Origin of the sequence: Spirillospora sp. CA-128828 (assembly GCF_050945415.1) — a bacterium.
Lineage (GTDB): Bacteria > Actinomycetota > Actinomycetes > Streptosporangiales > Streptosporangiaceae > Spirillospora.
Window position 1 is genome coordinate 747,743 of sequence record NZ_CP191986.1, and the last position, 17,352, is coordinate 765,094.

General features: G+C 69.5%; 15 protein-coding genes. 2 read left to right on the forward strand and 13 right to left on the reverse strand.

What is annotated here, in order from left to right; all coding sequences use genetic code 11:
• Window positions 1-119: 119 nt before the first annotated feature.
• The 5 genes from ACQPXG_RS03965 to ACQPXG_RS03985 form a co-directional block, all read right to left on the reverse strand.
• Complete coding sequence (locus tag ACQPXG_RS03965; RefSeq protein WP_433466239.1) at window positions 120-1,472, reverse strand: MFS transporter; 1,353 nt, start codon at window positions 1,470-1,472, stop codon at window positions 120-122.
• A gap of 265 nt (window positions 1,473-1,737) precedes the next feature.
• On the reverse strand, window positions 1,738-2,781 hold the full coding sequence (locus tag ACQPXG_RS03970) for a hypothetical protein (protein WP_433466240.1): 1,044 nt from the start codon (window positions 2,779-2,781) through the stop codon (window positions 1,738-1,740).
• Window positions 2,782-3,338: 557 nt separating this feature from the next.
• Window positions 3,339-4,301, reverse strand: a complete 963-nt coding sequence (locus ACQPXG_RS03975; protein ID WP_433466241.1) for an NAD-dependent epimerase/dehydratase family protein — start codon at window positions 4,299-4,301, stop codon at window positions 3,339-3,341.
• Window positions 4,302-4,313: 12 nt separating this feature from the next.
• Window positions 4,314-4,994, reverse strand: coding sequence for an AAA family ATPase (locus ACQPXG_RS03980; RefSeq protein WP_433466242.1), 681 nt, complete (start codon window positions 4,992-4,994; stop codon window positions 4,314-4,316).
• A gap of 12 nt (window positions 4,995-5,006) precedes the next feature.
• Window positions 5,007-6,089: a hypothetical protein gene (locus tag ACQPXG_RS03985; protein ID WP_433466243.1), complete on the reverse strand. Its 1,083-nt coding sequence runs from the start codon at window positions 6,087-6,089 to the stop codon at window positions 5,007-5,009.
• A 71-nt stretch (window positions 6,090-6,160) separates the two neighbouring features.
• Here ACQPXG_RS03985 and ACQPXG_RS03990 point away from each other — a divergent pair, with 71 nt between their 5' ends.
• Complete coding sequence (locus ACQPXG_RS03990; protein WP_433466244.1) at window positions 6,161-6,988, forward strand: HAD family hydrolase; 828 nt, start codon at window positions 6,161-6,163, stop codon at window positions 6,986-6,988.
• Window positions 6,989-7,082: 94 nt separating this feature from the next.
• Here the strand turns inward: ACQPXG_RS03990 and ACQPXG_RS03995 are convergent, their stop codons facing one another.
• Genes ACQPXG_RS03995 through ACQPXG_RS04030 form a run of 8 tightly spaced genes read right to left on the reverse strand, consistent with a single transcriptional unit; the run spans window position 7,083 to window position 15,762 of the window.
• Entirely contained in the window at window positions 7,083-7,754 is a 672-nt protein-coding gene (locus ACQPXG_RS03995) for a shikimate kinase (RefSeq protein ID WP_433466245.1), read from the reverse strand.
• A 21-nt stretch (window positions 7,755-7,775) separates the two neighbouring features.
• Entirely contained in the window at window positions 7,776-8,942 is a 1,167-nt protein-coding gene (locus tag ACQPXG_RS04000; RefSeq protein WP_433466246.1) for a glycosyltransferase family 4 protein, read from the reverse strand.
• A 14-nt stretch (window positions 8,943-8,956) separates the two neighbouring features.
• Window positions 8,957-10,186 (reverse strand): arylsulfotransferase family protein, encoded by a 1,230-nt coding sequence (locus tag ACQPXG_RS04005; RefSeq protein ID WP_433466247.1) that lies wholly within the window; start codon window positions 10,184-10,186, stop codon window positions 8,957-8,959.
• A complete protein-coding gene (locus ACQPXG_RS04010) occupies window positions 10,183-11,166 on the reverse strand; it encodes a glycosyltransferase family 2 protein (protein WP_433466248.1) in 984 nt (327 codons plus the stop codon). Before ACQPXG_RS04010 ends, ACQPXG_RS04005 begins: the two co-directional genes overlap by 4 nt.
• A complete protein-coding gene (locus tag ACQPXG_RS04015) occupies window positions 11,156-12,769 on the reverse strand; it encodes a carbamoyltransferase C-terminal domain-containing protein (RefSeq protein WP_433466249.1) in 1,614 nt (537 codons plus the stop codon). The genes ACQPXG_RS04010 and ACQPXG_RS04015 overlap by 11 nt, the downstream gene beginning before the upstream one ends.
• The gene (locus tag ACQPXG_RS04020; RefSeq protein ID WP_433466250.1) at window positions 12,769-13,533 is read right to left on the reverse strand and encodes a creatininase family protein; all 765 of its coding nucleotides are present in this window, start codon (window positions 13,531-13,533) and stop codon (window positions 12,769-12,771) included. The genes ACQPXG_RS04015 and ACQPXG_RS04020 overlap by 1 nt, the downstream gene beginning before the upstream one ends.
• A complete protein-coding gene (locus ACQPXG_RS04025) occupies window positions 13,533-14,603 on the reverse strand; it encodes a radical SAM protein (RefSeq protein ID WP_433466251.1) in 1,071 nt (356 codons plus the stop codon). The genes ACQPXG_RS04020 and ACQPXG_RS04025 overlap by 1 nt, the downstream gene beginning before the upstream one ends.
• Window positions 14,596-15,762: a radical SAM/SPASM domain-containing protein gene (locus ACQPXG_RS04030; RefSeq protein WP_433466252.1), complete on the reverse strand. Its 1,167-nt coding sequence runs from the start codon at window positions 15,760-15,762 to the stop codon at window positions 14,596-14,598. The genes ACQPXG_RS04025 and ACQPXG_RS04030 overlap by 8 nt, the downstream gene beginning before the upstream one ends.
• 715 nt (window positions 15,763-16,477) lie before the next feature.
• Here ACQPXG_RS04030 and ACQPXG_RS04035 point away from each other — a divergent pair.
• Window positions 16,478-17,227 (forward strand): hypothetical protein, encoded by a 750-nt coding sequence (locus ACQPXG_RS04035; protein ID WP_433466253.1) that lies wholly within the window; start codon window positions 16,478-16,480, stop codon window positions 17,225-17,227.
• Window positions 17,228-17,352: the final 125 nt, after the last annotated feature.

Sequence of the window (17,352 nt, forward strand, 5' to 3'; positions counted from 1 at the left end):
CCCGCCTGCGGCCACGGCGTCACTGAGGCGGGACGCCGGTTCGTCACCCAGGTCACCCAGACGCTCATCAGCGCCATGGCCACCGGACCCCTCGGACGCACCCACCCGTCCCGCCCCGGCTACCGCCGGATCCTGGTCCATCGGGGCAGTTCCGCCGCGGCATCGGTGAGGGTCTTCCGGGGGAGCATCACGGCCGCCACCACCAGCGGGGTGAGGGCGGACACCGCGCCGCCCAGCGTCATCGTGAAGCGCGGCCCCACCAGTTCGGCCAGCTTGCCGATCAGCGGTCCGCCGAGCGGGTTGGTGCCCAGGAAGACCAGCATGTAGAGCGCCATCACCCGCCCGCGCATGGCCGCTGTGACATCGAGTTGCATGGTGGCGTTGGCGGACGTCGTGAACGTCAGCACCGCGGTGCCGGTGGGCACCAGCAGCACCAGGAACAGCCAGTACCACGGCATCAGCGAGACCGCCACCTCCAGCGTCCCGAACAGCACCGCCGAACCGATCAGAAGCCTGCCGGTCGGGCGTACCCGGCGGGCCGCCACCAGCGCGCCGATCAGGGCGCCGAGGGCCAGCATCGTGGAGGCGAGCCCGAACGAGGACGCCCCGGTGTGGAAGACCTCCTTGGCGATCAGCGGGGTGGTGACCGCGAAGTTCATCCCGAACGTCGCCACGAACCCCACCAGCAGCAGCACCATGACCAGGTCGCGGCGAGCCCGTACGTATCTCAGGCCCTCCCGAAGCTGACCCTTGGCGCGGGCCACAGGCTCGGCGGTGTGCAGTTCGTCGGCCCGCATGAACGCCAGGGAGGCCAGCACCGCGACGAACGACGCCGCGTTGACCAGGAAGACCGGGCCGGTGCCGATCGCCGCGATCAGCAGTCCCGCCGCCGCCGGGCCGAGCACCCGGCCGATGTTGAAGCAGGCGCCGCCCAGTGCGATCGCATTGGGCAGATCGGTCTTGCCGACCATTTCCACGACGAAGGTCTGCCGGGCCGGGTTGTCCACCACTGTCGCGATGCCCAATCCGAACGCCAGTGCGTACACCTGCCACAATTGTGCGCTGCCTGTGATGGCCAGCACCCCGAGGGCGAGCGCGAGCAGGCCCATCGACGCCTGTGTGATCACCAGTACGCGGCGCTTGGAGTAGCGGTCGGCGACCACGCCGCCCCACAGCCCGAACAGCAGCATCGGCAGGAACTGCAAGCCGACGGTGATGCCCAGCGCCGTGCCGTCGTTGTGACTCAATTCCAGCATCAGCCAGTCCTGAGCGACCCGCTGCATCCACGAACCGGTGTTGGACACGAGTGACCCGGCAGTGAACAACCGGAAGTTGCGGTTGTGCAGTGATCGGAACATCGGCGCCGCCAGGAGCCGGATCAGCCGCGAGCCGCCTCGGGCGTCGGCACCGCCTTCGACGGGGGCCGGCTCCCGGACACCGGCCGCTCCTGCGGCCGCCCGATCGAGAGGCACGGGTCCTGGGCCGGCCTGGCGCGACTTGTGATCTGCGAGTTCACCGTACTCGTTAGCTGAACTCATTATCTCAGGTTACTCATCATTCTCCGCAAGATCATCTTCTGTTGGGCGATCGGTCGCGCCGGACCCGGCGAAGACCGATATGGCCGGGCCTCGTCCCGGCGGCAAAAGAACGGCGGGAAGCGCAGGGCCTCCCGCCGTTCGATTCGACCAGGGACGGTGTCAGGCACCGTCCCTGTCACTGGTCAAGCGACGGCCGCTTTCAGACGGCCTTGTCGGCCCCGACCAGGTCGGAGCTTTCGAGCAGTTTCTTTGCCTTCTCTTCCTTCTGCTTTGCCTCGACGAAGAGCCGGCCGACCGCGCCCGCGCCAAGGCAGACGAGGAAGTACCCGACCACGGTGTTGAGGGCGACGTGCGGCTTCTGACCGGCCACCATCCCCCAGATGAGGGCGAGCACCGGCTTCGCCGGCTGGAGCTGGGCATGAGCGGAAGTGTTCAGTCCCCGCTTCCAGGCGGCGCTTGAGCACAGCGCGCTGATCGTCGCCAGCGTGCCGACGCCCAGGGCACCGATGGTGGCCCAGGCGCTGTTCTGGCCGATGCGGGAAGGCCCGTCGGCCAGGATGAAGGCGGTGAACAGGACCGGCACGGTGACCAGCTTGCTCACCGCGCTCGCCGCCAGGACGGCGTCCTTGTCCGATCCTTCTTCCTTTCGCCCGAGACCGGTGAAGGTCCGGACCATGATCCAGTACATGGACCCGTTGAGGAAGATGCTCACCGCGCCCATGACGGACAGCATCTTGAACGCGACACCGAACACGAGCAGCGCGCCGGCGATGGACACGCAGACCCATGCGACGATCTGCCACACCTTCCACGCGCTCACCAGAGCCGCGACCATCGGCCCGATGACCAGGGCGAGGACCGCGATCATGGCGTACGGCGCGTGGTGCAGCGCCTCCTGCCCGGACCAGATGCTCACCGCCGAACTGGCGCCGAATATCAGCCCGGCGCGCTTCACCGACCAGTCGATCTCGCGGAGCTTGGGACGGATGACCGTCCACAGGCCCACGGAGGCCGCTATGTCGGTGAGGAAGGCCGTGACGAAGGCCGGCATGCCCGTTGCTCCGGACTTGATGAGCAGGACGTTGTTGCCCGTTCCCACGATCATCGCGGTCACGGCCAACGTCCAGGCGATGCCCGGCCGCCGCGTCTTGGCGGGTCCGGTCACCTCGTGGCGCAGCCACGCGGTGGCGGACCCGACCCGCTTCGGCAACCAGCCGAAGAGGGCCATAATGGGTGTCAGCACCCACCCAGTGCCAGTGGGGGGGTGTGAACGATGCGCTTTTTCGCGCTCGTTGAGGTTCCGCAAGGAGACCTCCTCCTTTGGTGAGGGGGGCTCACCGAGGAGGTCCGGGGTGTTCAATCCCGGGCCTCCTCGGTCGCACCCTGTTTGAAGGGCGCAACTCGATGAGGACCAGGATTGGGTCCCTAATTTGTCGAGTTACGTAAATATGACGCTAACACATGTCCATCGGTTCCGGTGGTATTCTCGTCGGTGTGCAAGCCCCTCATCTGTAGCGGCGGACTGTTCACCCGTCGGCAGGGGCGCACGGGAGACGGCGGCCCGGCTCTGCGTTTGGAGAAACTCCTTTGGTGAGGCAGGCCGGGTCGTCGTCTTCCCAGGTCAACTGATCAACAACAAATGGCGCCGACCTCGTCCGGTCATCGGCGTCGTCCGAAAGCGGAGCCGATCCGCAACTCGAACCCAGTGACCGGACTCGGCCGTCGCCCTCCCTTCGGTTGAGGCTTCACATAAGCGCAGCTGGCATGGCTCAGCCATGCCCCGCCTCACAAAATCAAAGGTCAAAGATTTGTTGTGGCCATAGACGAATTATCTGCGAACCAGGCGATCGTCTCGACCAATCCGGTTCGCAGGTTCACTCGCGGTTCCCAGCCGAGTGCCCGGCGGGCCAGACTGATGTCCGGGCGCCGCCTCGCGGGGTCCTCGTGGCGGGCTTCGAGGTGCTGGATCGGGGACCGTGATCCGCACAGTTCCCGGATGAGTTCGGCGATGGCCACGACCGTCAGCTCGTCGGGGTTTCCGATGTTCAGCGGCCCGGGGTGCCTCGCCATCGCGGCTTTCAGCAGGGCATTCACGGTGTCGTCCACATGGCACAGTGACCGCGTCTGCCGTCCGGTGCCGTGCACGGTGATGGGCCGGTCGGCCAGCGCCTGCTGGATGAAGGTGGGTACGAGCCGGCCGTCCTGAGCGCGCATTCGACGGCCATAGGTGTTGAAGATGCGCAGCACCACGGTGTCCACGTCGTACACATTCCGATACGCCTCGCAGGCTGCCTCGCCGAATCGCTTGGACTCGTCGTAGGAGCAGCGCGGCCCCATGGGGTTCACATTGCCGTGGTACGACTCGGTCTGCGGGTGTACGGACGGGTCACCGTAAACCTCACTGCTCGACGCGTACACACATCGGGCGCCTTTCACCCGGGCGAAGTCCAGTGCGTTGAGTGCGCCCAGGGAACCGACACGAAGGGTCTCCACAGGCCGCGCCAGATAGTCGACCGGGCTGGGCAGTGAAGCGAGGTTCACCACGAGTTCGACTCGGCCCGGCAGATCAAGAACCTCGTTGATGTCATGCTCGATCAGTGTGAATCCGGGCCGATCCGCGATGTGCGCCACGTTATGTGCCCCGCTGGTGGCGAAGTTGTCCACGCAGTACACCCGGCATTCCATGTTCAACAGCAGCTCACACAGGTGTGACCCGATGAAGCCGCTTCCCCCGATCACTACGACCGTCGATAATGTATTCACCTATGTCACCCTCTACTGAGTGCCGAATCCACGCTGCGCACGGATGAAGTCGATGATGACGTCGATGTCCGGGTCATAGCCCCTCGCCGTGGCGACGCGAAGCGAGGGAACCGCAAGTGACACCTCCTCGAAGCCGTTCACGGCCCCGCGGCCGCCTCCCGTGCGCCGAGCGGACGCCGCGCGCCGGGAACTCGGGCTGTCGGGCAGTTCGCGGTGCCGTTCGACCACGCGCCGGCGCGCCAGCCCGAGGTCGATCACGCAATGCACGACCTTGATGTCCGCTTCGGCCTTGAGCGAGTCCAGCCCTAGACGCCACCTCCGGTCCTGGAAGGCGGCCTCGGCCACAACGGTGACCTTCGACGAGAGCAGCAGATCGATTGCCTGGAAGAAGGCGTCGAACGCCATGCGGGCGACGGACTCCTTACCGGCGACATCGAGGTCGTGGTGGAAGGTGTGGAAGATGCCCTCGTTGATGTCGTCGCGCGACACTAGAGGGCACGGCAGCGTCCGTGCGAGCAGGCCCGCCATGGTCGTCTTGCCCGAGCCGGGCGGTCCGCTCACGATGACAAGGGTCGGCCGGTACGCACCGCCGGCCGGCGGCGCACCGGACGCCCCGGCCGGATCCCCGGCGGCGTCCGCCGAGTCCTCGCCCTTGGCGTCGCTACGGTCACCGTGTGCCACCTCGTCGTCCATCCCCTTCGATCCTCAACCGAGCGTGCTCGCCGATGTGCCGGTGTCGTCCGCCCAGGTGACGGGCAGCCCGCGCTGCTCCGGCACGCTGAGCAGCGGCGGCCCTCCCACGGGCGGGAAGCCCACGCCCAGCCACGTTCCCGCCGTGATGGTGGCGCTGCCCGCGGTGCCCGCCGAGGCCGCCGCCGTCCCGTCGTGCAGGTAGCGCAGGTCCGCGCTGACGCCGGTGGCGCTGCGGATTCCGCGCAGCAGCACCGGGGCCCGCTTCGTGAGATATCCGTAGACGCCTTGCCCGTCATCGACGGGCAGTCCGTCCTGCACGAACGAGGCGACGCTGACGATGACGCGGACCCGGTTCGACGTCGAGTCCGCGGCGTCCCGCACCGCTTGGACCAGAGCGGTACCGACGGCGGCTTCGACATCGCCCGTTCCGGGCCGCCGGGGCGTGGGACGGGCACGAACGCGGCGGAGTCGCCGCAAGGTGCGGCCGTGGCGGTCGGCGACCGCGGTCTTGATGCGGGTGTGTCCGAGGTCGGCCACCACCGCGGCCTCGCCTCCGGAGTCCGCGGGCACGTGCCGGGCCGCGCCGATGAGCGGGGCGAACTCCGGCCGGGGCAGCACGGCCACGGGGCATGCGCCGGGTGTGCGGGCGGTGGCCGCCTCCACGCCCTCCAGGATGAGCGGTCCGCACCTGCCCGCCAGCAGACCGCCGGCGAGCCAGATGCCGTCGACCGTCGTCCAGCGGGCGAGGAAGGCCCGGCGGTACGGGGTGGTCCCCTGCCGGTCGGCGGTCGCCGGATCGCGCAGTGTCCCGATCAGCGCTCCGAGGCGCATCCCGAAGGACCGCAGCGCCGCGGCGGCCGATCGAGCCGCCCCGGCATCGGGCGACGCCACGGTGATGGCGAGATCGTCCGCCAGGTGGTCCGGCCGCAGGCCGGTCAAACCGAATTCGGCGGCCAGGGCGCACAGCGCGTTTCGGGAGCACGCGTCTTCCGCCAGCCGCCCTTCGACGCCGATCGCGGCGGCCGGGCCCAGGACCACGTGATTCAGCGACGCCTCGCTGGTGAGCTCCTGGGAGCGGTAGGACGTGCTGGTCACGAGGCCCTCCCGCGTACGCGCATCGCGCGTCGGGCCGACCCGCCCGTCGCGCCGCGGGCTATCGTCGCGGCGTGACGCATTCCCCCCGGCTCCCGGCGCTTCCGCGCCTGATCGCGACCGATCTCGACGGGACGCTGCTGGGGGCCGGGGGCGCCGTCAGCACCCGCAACGCCATTGCGCTGCGCAGAGCCGCCGATGCCGGCGCCACGGTGATGCTGGTGACCGGACGGTCGCAGCCCCGGCTCCGGGAGATCTATGCCCAGCTCGGTGCCCGGTACCTGGCGATCTGCGCCAACGGCGGCGTGGTGTACGAGCCGGTCGAGGAGCGGGTGCTCGCCTGCCGGCCGATGCGTCCCGCCCATGTTCGCCAGGTGTGCGCGCGGCTTCGGGAGCGGGTGCCCGAGGTGGTGTTCGCCGCCCACGTGGACTGCGGTGGCCGGGTGCTGCACGAGCCGGGCTGGCCCCGGCGCCGCGAGAGCGAGGACGGGTGCGCGCCGGCCGCGCTGCCGGACGCGGCCGGCGGGCCGGTGGTGAAGCTGCAGGCGCGGGCACCCGGGCGGGAGCCGGAACGGTTCACGGCGCTGGTGGCCGAAACCGTCGGTGACCTGGTCGAGGTGACCCGGCAGGGATACCGCGGCCTGGTCGAGATGAGCCGGCGCGGAGTGACGAAGGGCAGTGCCCTCGCGACCGTCGCCGGCGAGCTGGCCATCGCGGCCGCGGACGCACTGGTGTTCGGCGACATGCCCAATGACGTGCCCATGATGCGGTGGGCCGGGCGGTCGGTGGCCGTGGCCAACGCACACGCGGAGGTGCGGGCCGCGGCAGGCGAAGTGACGCTGGCCAACGTGCAGGACGGCGTCGGCGTATATCTGGAACGCCTGCTGGACGGGCGCGCCTGAACAGGTCGCGTTCGCCGGGGGCCGTCCCCGATGGCCGTGGCCGGTGCGACCTGACCCGGTGCGACCTGACCCGGATCGGCCGCCCCGTCGCCACCTAGCCTTCAAGGCCGAACACCGCGGAGACCTGCCGCGCGAGGTCTTCCTCGGCGACCGTGGAGTCCACGCCGAGCGTGTGGAGGCCCAGGTCTCGGGTCTGGTCGGTGAGCCGGTCGGTGAACAGAGCATCGCGCTGCAACAGGTTCCGCAGGGCGTGCTGCGGGTCGCCGGTCTTGGCGATGAAACCCCATGCGGGGCCGCCACGGCCGTCGAACACTTCCCGGCGGAAACCGGGTGTCGGCAGCAGCCACACGGCGTGGCCCACCTCGGCGAGCAGGGGCCGGACGAGATCGGGCAGCAGCCGGAATCCTTCGGCGATCACCGGCCGGTCGGCCGGGAGAGCGAGAAGATCTTCGACGATCAGGTCGAAGCCCTCGCCATGAAACCAGTGGAAGGTGTCGAGCATCTCGTGCGGGCTTCGGCTCACCCATCGTTCGTCCATGTCCATGGCGGCGAACCTGCCCAGGTAGGGAGCATGTTCCGGCGGCATTCGGCGGGCATGGTCGGGCATGACGGCGTCGGTGTCGTACAGCCGCATCCCGTGCCGGTCGGCGAGTCGGCGGGCGATGGTGGACTTCCCGGATCCGCTGCCTCCGCCGATCCAGTAGACGTGGCTCAACCGCTCCCGCAGGACGTCGGGATGAGTCCCGTCATGCAGTGCAGAGTGCATTCGTTGGCTCCTCGGGAGTGCCTATCGGCCCGTGACGTGACCGCTGCCGCGGCGGTGGGCGGTCTGGTAGAGGTCAGCGTACTTACGGGCGATGCCGCTCCAGGCGTACTCGCCGACGCGCGCGTCGTCGGCCGGTGGCAACCGTCCGGCCAGCGCCGTGACCAGCTGTTCCTGGTATCCGGCGACGTCGTAGGGGGACACCGACGGGACGTCGGGGAAGTCGTTCAGGATCTCCGGAACCTGGTCGGTGACGATCAGCGGGCAGCCGCAGGCGATGGCCTCCAGAGCGACCATGCAGAACGTCTCCAGCAGGTTCGACGGCACGACCGTGACATCGGCGGCCTGGTAGTACGCGGGCAGCCGATGGTGGGGGACGAAACGCAGGAACGACACCGACTCGTCGATGCCGAGCCGGATGGACGCGCTTTGCAGGTCCTGGCGGGTCGGGCCGTCGCCCACGATGAGCAGCCGGCTGTTCCTGACCTTCCCCCTGATGCCGGCGAAGGCCGTCAGCACGGTCTCGACGTTCTTGTCGCCGGCGAGGCGCCCCACGTACAGCACGATCTTGTCGTCGGAGGGCAGTCCCAGCATGCCGCGGGCGTCGTCGCGGTCGCCCGGGGTGAAATGCTGCAGATCGATGCCGGGCGGGATGACGGCCGAAGGCGGCAGATCCGCGTCCGCCAGTGCCCGGGCCTGCGCCTGGCCGATGGCCACGATCTTGGCGTTGGCGCGGATGCGGCCGAGCCGCTGGGCCAGCAGTTCGTCGGCGCGCGGGTCGGTGCCGGTGGGAAGCCAGCGGCCGACCCGTCCCCAGTGGGTGACGACGATCGGCCCGCTGACCCGTCCGATCAGCGCCTCGGCGTCCTCCAGTCCCTGGACGTGGATCACGTCCGCGTCCGCCAGGCCCGGCAGCGCCGTCACCGCGGCCAGCCACCGGCGGCGCCGCAGGCGGCGTCCGATCGTGCGCACGCCGCCGGGCGCGGCCGCGATGGCGGTGTCGAGCCAGGTCGGCCAGCGCAGATAGCTCGGATCGAGGTCATCGAGGCCCGCGAAGTAGGCCATCCGCGGCCCGCCGACGAACAGCTTCACCTGGGCCCCGAGGGAGGGCAGCGCACGAGCGATCTGGATCATGCCGATCTGACCGCCGGGCACGCCGGCCCGGCCGGGAACCCCGGTCTGGCTCCTCATGATCATCAAGGTCTTCATGACGTCACCCGCTCCGTCTCAGCCGGCCCGGCCCCCGCCGGCGCACGGCCTGCCGCTCCCTGGGCGAGGGCACCGGTGGGCACGGCGGACATCCGGTAGATGGAGACCCGGCCGCGGTCGGCCCCGTACACCTCGACGGGCAGGGACATCTCCCAGGCGATCTCTCCTCCGGCGGTCACCTCGAAGGCGGCACCGGCGGTGGAGTTCGTGACCAGGAGGGCGCCGCCCGGCAGCGGCTCGGCGCCGCCGGCGAGCGGGCAGAAGAACGATTCCGGTGGGGACGCCGTCCAGCTCCACACGATGCCGCCGGCGACCGGATCCACCATGACCAGGCGCGAGCGCCGCCTTTCCACGCCGTTGTCGAAGATCAGGATTCGCCCGTCCGGGAGCAGGGTGGGCTGGTGCGGCCGTGACAGTTCGCCGGGCCCCCACCACCACGCCACCCGGTGGCCGGCGAGGTCGACCACGGCGATGGCGTCGAGCTCCCGCATGCAGACCAGCACGTTCCCGTGCGACCAGAGGCCGGTGGGATGGGGCGGCAGCACTTCAATGGTGTTGGTGTGCAGGACGTCGCATGGGGATCCGGGGAGGGCGCGGAGGAGTCTCAGGGCGCGGCGCCGCTCGCCGTCGTGGCGTCCCGTCCGCAGGATCGCGCGGGTCTCGGCGGCCGTCTCGTCCGGGACGCCGTCGTCCCGCAGCGGCCACCCGCGCCGCCGGAACGCGGTCCCGCGCCGCCGCACCGCCGTGTCGATCAGCCGTCGCAGCGCGGGGTCCGTCCGCAGGACGTCGTAGAGCGACACCTCGCTCTTGATGACGCCGTCGGCGGTGATCGTGGAGATCGGATTGTCGAGCACGACCTGGCCGGACCCACCGTCGTCCACGCGGCGGGGGTCCTCGCCGAGGGCGAGGACGGTGCCATCGGCGGTGACCGCGAGATCGTGGTGCGCGGCCACGTCGCACGCCCACTCCAGCCGCGAGTCGGGGGTGAGCTTCAGCAGCGCGTGCAGCGGCACGATCGCGAACAGGTTGCCCGCATCGTCCATCTCGACATGGTTCCAGCCACGCAGGTAGCTGGGCGGGTCGTCCTGGGGCCGGGGTTGGCCGTGCGTGTGGCTCCAGGTGTGCAGGATCGCCCCATCGCGATCGACGACGTACGCCACCGGCGTGGGATAGCTCGACGCGGGCGAGAAGAGCAGGCCCAGCGGCTCGTCGGACCGCCGGCTCATCTGATCGCCTCCGGTCCCACCGGCGCGGCCACGCTGGTGAAGAACCGGCCGATATGGGCGTGGTCGGGTGGCAGCCGCCGGCTGATCCGCTCGTGCAGGTAGCCGAGGATCTCGTCGAAGAGCAGGTTCGGCATGCGCCGGTGCCGCGCGATGAGGTCGTCCCGATACCGTTCGAGCGCGACCGTCCAGGCGCGGTATCCCTCCACGACCGGATCCGCTACCGGCCATTTCGCGTTGATGTAGTCGCGGGCCATGGCGAACTTCGACGGTGATATCAGCTGGGCGCCGGACACCATTCCGCTGGTGTCGGGCACCTGGTGGTAGACGGAAGTGATCTCGTCGACGAACGTGACCCGGTAGCGCAGCACGGTGGTCAGCGCGATCCAGAGGTCCCAGTCCTCGCACACGTCCAGATCCGGGTCGAACCGGACCTGGGTATGCCGGAAGTTGCGCACGATGATCGCGCCGGTGTGCAGGTAGTTCGCCACCATCAGAAAGCGCGGATCGTAGGGGTACGCCTTGAGCCGGTATCCGCTGAGGTCCGCCGGAAGGGCGTCCAGTCGCCGCTCGGACACCACGGCGCCCGAGTAGACGAAGTCCGCGTCGCCTTTCCGTAGCGGTTCGCAGCCGACGGCCAGGTGCTGGGGCAGGAAGATGTCGTCGTCGTCGAGGAACGCGATGTACTCGCCTTGAGCCGCCTCGATGGCGACGTTGCGCGGCACCGAGGCCCCGCCGGAGCACCGGTCGAGTTCGACCACCGTGAGGGGCAGCCTTCGTTCCCAGGTCTCGACGAGGTGGCCGACCGATCGGCCGCCGTCGTTGACCACGACGGCCTCGACCGCGTCGACGTCGTCGGAGAGCCTCCGGCCGGCCGCCATGACGCTGTGCAGCGCCGCGTCCAGCGTGTCGGCTCGGTTCAGGGTGGGGATGACGACGCTGACCAGTGGACGGGAGCGGGTCTTTCGCGGGTCAGCCGCCATGACCGCCTCCCGGGAGCGGCGGTCCTCCCGCCGGCGAGCCGGGATCATGCCCGGCCGTCAGCAGCGTGTACCACCGATCGCCGACGACCATGTCGGCGATGCCGCGGTCCTCGCAGTAGGCGACCAGGTCCGACATCCGGTTGATGAACCCTCGTCGCAGGTGGTTGAGCGAGGTGTTGCACAGCACGCCCAGCCCGGTCCGGCCGGCGAACGCGCTCAGCAGGCCGTGCAGCGGCGGGTTGCCGGCCGCGGTGACGCTCTGGGCCCGGGCCGAGCCGTCGACGTGCGTCACCGCCGCCAGCTTCGGCGACCGGACCCGCCGGAAGTACAGCATGTACGGGTCGGGGAAGTCCTCGTGGAAGGCCTCCGCGAGGTCCTGCTCGCGGCAGCACGGTGCGATCGGCCGGTACGACTCCCGCTGTTTGATCTGGTTGAGCCGGTCGCGGGTCGCCGCCGAGTAGGGCTCGGCAAGCAAGGACCGGTTGCCGAGCGCGCGGGGACCGATCTCCCAGCGCCCCTGCACCCAGGCGACGATCCGGCCGGCGGCGAGCGCCGACGCGAGAGCGCGGTCGTCGCGCGGCCGGTCGAGCCACCGCCCCGGATCGGGACGGGCGTCGAGCACGAAGTCGAGCCCGGCGTACACCGACCAGTCGATCGGCGTGGTGCGGCCGTGATGGGCCAGCGCGTCGATCGCCGTCCCGATCGCCGACCCGGAGTCGCTGGTGCACGGCGGAACGAACACCGAACTGAAATGCCCCAGCTCGCGCCACGCCGCGTTCCAGTCGCAGTTCAGCCCGCAACCGCCCGAGATCCGCAACGGCGTGCCGGCCGGCAGCTCGCGGAGCGCGACCTCGGCGAACATGTCGAAGATCCGCTTGGTCAGCAGGGCCGCGGCCGTCTTCGCCGCCTTCGACTGGACCCCGGCGTTGTAGAGGACGGTGTCGGCGAAGTCGGCCTTCGGCGCCGGGTTGACGGCCGGCGCGGCCAGGATGCGGTCGACGGCGGCCTCGATGTCGGCGTCGGCGTCCTTCGCCTCGGCGAACGCCGCCAGCGCCATCAGTTTGCCGCTGCCGTCCGTCCGGGGCGTCTGCCCGTGATCGGGAAACGTCGGGTCGGCCAGGGAGAACAGGAACGCGTAGCGGTCGCCGGGGTGAGGCAGCACCGGCACGGTCCGAACCACCTGCCAGTTCCGGTCGACCAGGTAGAAGGAACCGATCACGCCTTCCCACACCAGGACGGTGCTCAACTCCTCGTCCCCCGGCGGCGCCATGCCGACGGCGGTCATGAGGTGGGAGCGCTCGTGCGACGAAGTGAAGAAGTCGAGTTCGGCGCCGAAGAATCGCATCCCGCCGCGCCGCACCGCCGAGACACCCGCGTAGCCGGCCCCGATCGCGCCGCCCGTGCGCGGTTTGGCCCAGCCGCCCAAGGCCACCACGTCGGGCATGCGGTCCAGCCGCTGGGCGACCTCCAGGAGTGTCGTCGGGGTGAGCGGTGCGTACCGGGGGAAAGTGTCCTTCTCCGATTCCAGGCACCACAGCAGCCGGCCGTTTTCCACCACGGCGATGGACCCGTCGTGGCCCGGCTTCATTGCCATGATCAGCATTACGGGAGGACCTCCTGCGGGGTTTCGCCGAGTTCGAGGGTGACCGCGGCGACCAGGTTGGCGACGATCTCGGTCATCAGCCGCGCGCCGATCGCGGGGCTCGCCGCCGCAGCCCGGTAGACCACGCCGGTCTTGGTCCGGAGGTCCTGCGGCACGGGGAGGATGAAGTAGCGCGCCCGGCGCGGGACGTCGTCGTCGGCGAGCAGCTCGTTCCGGACCAGGTGCGGCGCGGCGTGCATCACCAGGCTGGTCTCCACCATGGCCGCGTGGTGGTCTTCGTGGCGGCCGACGCCGGTTTCGGCGGCGATCGCGTTGCGGCTGTCCTCGGTGACCACGTCCCACCAGGTGACGGCCATGACCTGGGCCTGCGGCGCGGTTTCGGCGAACAGCTCGGCCGCCTCCCTGAGCGCGCCCAGGTTCACCTTGTGCGAGTCGAGCAGCACGAACCGGCGGGCGCCGTGCCGGTAGGAGGCGCGCAGGACGTCGAGCACCAGGCTGGTGAACGTCGCGGCCCGCACGTTGGTCACGCCGGGGAACCGGCCCCCGGCGGCCGCCGGGTCGGTGGCGAGGCCGTAGGCCACGGGCGGCAGAACCAGGACGTCCAGCTGCTCTTCCAGCTGTTCGGCGAGGTAGGTGGAGATGATCGTGTCGGCGGAGAGCGGCAGGTGGGGGCCGTGGCCGTCGATCGAGCCGATCGGCAGGACGACGATCCGCCGTCCGATCTGCTCGTCGTACTCCTGCCAGGTCATGTCGGCTATGCGCATCAGCGTGTCTCCTCTGTGGAGGGCCCGGGCGCGGGACGTCCGGCCGAGACCACATGCGCGAGTGCGCCCGGCTCGCCGCCGCGGCCGGTCCGGTCGGCGGACGGGGGAGGATCGCGGTCGACCCAGCCGAGGCTTGGGGGCGGTGGCCCGCCACCGGTGTCGCGTCGTCGCAGGTGCAGGAAGTCCTCCTTGTTGCCGCAGCCGAACCCGGCCCCGCAGACGGTCCACGGCTCGCTGGACAACCGGAGTTCGAAGCCGTCGTCCAGGACGTTGCCGATCCGGTCCTTGTCCAGGGCCTGGTAGCGCGAACACCGGTACACGTCCCCGCGGATGCCGATGTAGAAGTAGTTGTGGCCGGCGCTGCACAACTCGCCCCGCAGGTCCCGCATCGCGGCCATGTTGAGGTCGAGGAGCTCGGGGTGCGCGCCGAGGCGGACCGCGCGGGCGATGCCGTCCTCCCCGCGTTCGCGCAGGATCGGCACCATGGCCCCGAGTTCGGTGTGCACGCCGTGGGGTGTGAGCGGGTCGTACCCGAGGTCGAGGTTGAAGCGCAGCCCTGCCTGCTCGGCCGCCTGCTTCAGATCGACGATCTCCTGCTCGTTGTGCGGGAACAGCAGGCCGTTGACGACGACGAAGCACCCGAAGTGTTCTTGGGCGAACCGCGCGTTGGCGATGAACCGCGCCAACGGGATCTCCGTGGGGTGGTAGGTGACCCACAGCGAGATCTTGCTGATGTCCCCTTCCCGGTCGAGCTGCTCCAGGCGGCGCTTGAGCAGCGACCCGTTGGTCAGCAGCTCGACGAAGTCGACGTTCGGGCGGGTGCTCAGCTGGGCCGCCTTCGTCAGGAACGGCCGGGAGGCGAACGGTTCCCCCAGCGTCGCCAGCCGCACCCCGAGCCGGAACGGCCGCTCGGCGATCCAGTCCACGATCTGCTCGAAGCGGGCCTGATCCTCGGCCGGCCAGTCGGCGACGTTGCTCTTGGCGTAGTCGTTGACCGAAACGCAGTACGCGCACCGGAAATTGCACAGCCGCTGCCCGGACACGTACCAGATGCGAACGCTCTCAGGCACGGCTCCCCCCGCGGTGGCAGCCTTCCATCGGGAAGCTGGCCGGCGGGCGGAACTGCCTGCGGGGGAAGTCGAGCAGCTGGTCATGGCACATGCGGCAGATGTAGTCGTCGGGCGCTTCCGCGACGCCGAACACCCTGCGGCGCAGCAGGACCGCTTCCCTGCTCGTCATGAGCTCGTGCACCGACCCGTCGCGGATGTTGCCGAACTTCTCGCGCTGGTAGTAGTCGTTGCAGCAGATGAACATGTCGCCGGCGACCGAGAAGTGCGCGTGGTTCACCGGCCAGCCGCAACCCCGCAGCCTGCCCTCGACGCGGACGTCCTGGTGGTAGTCCTCCACCAGCGCTCCCGCCCGGTCCGACAGCAGTGTCGAGCGCACCGTGGCCCCGCGCGGCTCGAACCGCGCACGCAGCTCGTCGAGCCGGCGCTGCGCGTCGCCGCCGCCCCCGTTGACCACCATCTCGATCGGCAGCCCGGCGTCGAGCGCGGCCTCGGTGTTGGCCAGCGTCCGATCGAGTCGCCTGGAGCCGGTCAGGTCGCGGAAGGAGCTCTCGTCGATCGCCGGCAGGTTCACCACGAGCTGGAACAGGGTGTCGCCCTGCCGCAGCAGCGCGATCTTCTCCTCCGAGAGGTTGCTGGCGTTCGTGAACAGCCGCAGCTTCAACCCGTGCTCGCGCAGTACGGCGACACGCTCGGCGAAGAAGCGGTCCAGCGTCGGCTCGTTGTAGAAGTGGAACGTGACGTACCGGATGGTGTCGTACGGAGCGATCTTGCCGATGATCTCTTCGAACAGCGGCATCGGCATCGTCACCGGCGGTTTGCGGTCAAGCGAGACCGGACAGAACGAGCAGCCCCAGTTGCAGTGCGCCGTGACCTCGATCTGGGCGGTCGTCAGCAGGTACTCCGTGCACAGGTCCGCCGGCCGCTGCAGCCAGCCGCGGTGGACCAGGTCATCGATGACCGCGCCGCCATGCGCCGCCGCGAGCACCGACCGATCGACCGGAGCGGCCGCGGCGTCGTGCAGGGCGTCCAAGGCGGCGGCGTCCCGGTGCCAGACGACGGACCTGTCCAGGCCGATCACCCCGAAGGCGGCGCGGCCGGGCGCTCGCACGTCCGGACGCACCGGGACCAGTTCGTCGACCGCGTACACCACCGGGCTCACTTCACCCGGGCGGACCAATGTCAGATACGGCGAGGTCTGCAGCACTTCCAATGCCGCGCGCATGTCCGTACCGGCGGTGAAGGACTGATCATCAGTCCGGTGCAGTAAGTCGCTTGTTTGCAGGTCGGATTCATCCACTCGGTGCCTCCCAGCTGCCAGTAGTTGCAGGTGGTCACGCACAAATGCGTCGCACTGCGAGCCGGGTTTGAGGGAGCCATCGCCCGCAGCGAGTCTGTGGGTGATCTTGACGCAATCTTTCGTGGATTGCAAGCGCTTGCTTGCCAAGAAACCGTGATGCGGAGAATGAGTCCGGAAGCGAGCAGGAGGCTACACCGATGGGTTGATGCGGCGCGTTTTCGGACAGCCGAATAACCTGTCTCCAAGTGCGCTCGACGGGGCGAGTGGAGGCTTCTGTGCAGGTGAGGCCGCCTGTCTCGTCGTGGCTCCCTGAAACCGACAAGGCCGGTGGCGGGGGCGGCACCGGCTCGCCCATAAACACCGGGTCAACTCATAAGGGGAGACTTACCCGGAGTAATTAGCGCAGGCCGTGGCCATATCGAACTCATGATTCCGGGTGCGACCCACTTCGCATATGACTCGGCGGCGGCCGTGTGGCACCATGGGCTGCAGATGCCGTGATCCGACTGGCTCACTGCATAAGGTCCGGCTGGTCATCAGCAGGACAAGGCCAACTCAAATTAAGGGGGACCGCCCTATGCCGCGTAACAGCGACATGGACGCTCCGCACCACAATCGTGGCGATGAGCCGCACCACGGGTCCGTCAATTCGGCGGGCACCGACTCCACGGGCACCGATTCGTTCGCCGACGTCCTTCGGGAGCGGCTGAGTCATGTCCTCTGGCTCGGCGGCGGCACCGGGGCCGGGAAGACCACCACCGCCCGGCGTCTCGCCGACCAGTACGACATGTACCGGTACGACACCGACGAGTCCATGGCCGTCCACGCCCGCCGCATGCCGGCGGCACGAGCTCCTCACCTGGCCAGGTTCGCCGCCATGGACATGGACGAACGGTGGGTGACCCGAGACCCGCACGAGATGCTCGACACCTTCCACTGGTTCCACGGCGAGGGCTTCGACCTGATCGTCGAGGACCTGCTCGCTATGCCCGACGACCGGCCGGTGATCGTCGAGGGGTTCCGGCTGCTGCCGGACCTCGTCCGCCCCCTGCTCGCCGATGTGCGCAACGCCCTGTGGCTGCTGCCCACTCCGGCGTTCCGGCAGATGGTGTTCGACAGTCGCGGCGGCGCCCACTGGGGGTTCGTCGCCAAGACCGGCGACCCGCAGCGCGCGCTGCAGAACCTGCTTCAGCGCGACGCGCTGTTCACCGACCGGCTCGCCGACCAGACCCGAGACCTGGGCCTCCAAACGCTCGGGGTCGACATCACACTCGCCGAGGGAGAACTCGCGCGGCAAGTGTCCACGGTGTTCGGCCTTGAGAATTAACGCGTCCTACGGCACGTAGCGCACCGGCGATCGGGCGGCTCGACCGCCGCCCGATCGTCCCTCAAGATCCTCACCGGCCGGTTCACGGCCGGAGAGTGCCCACCCGATGGCGCGTCCACCAGACG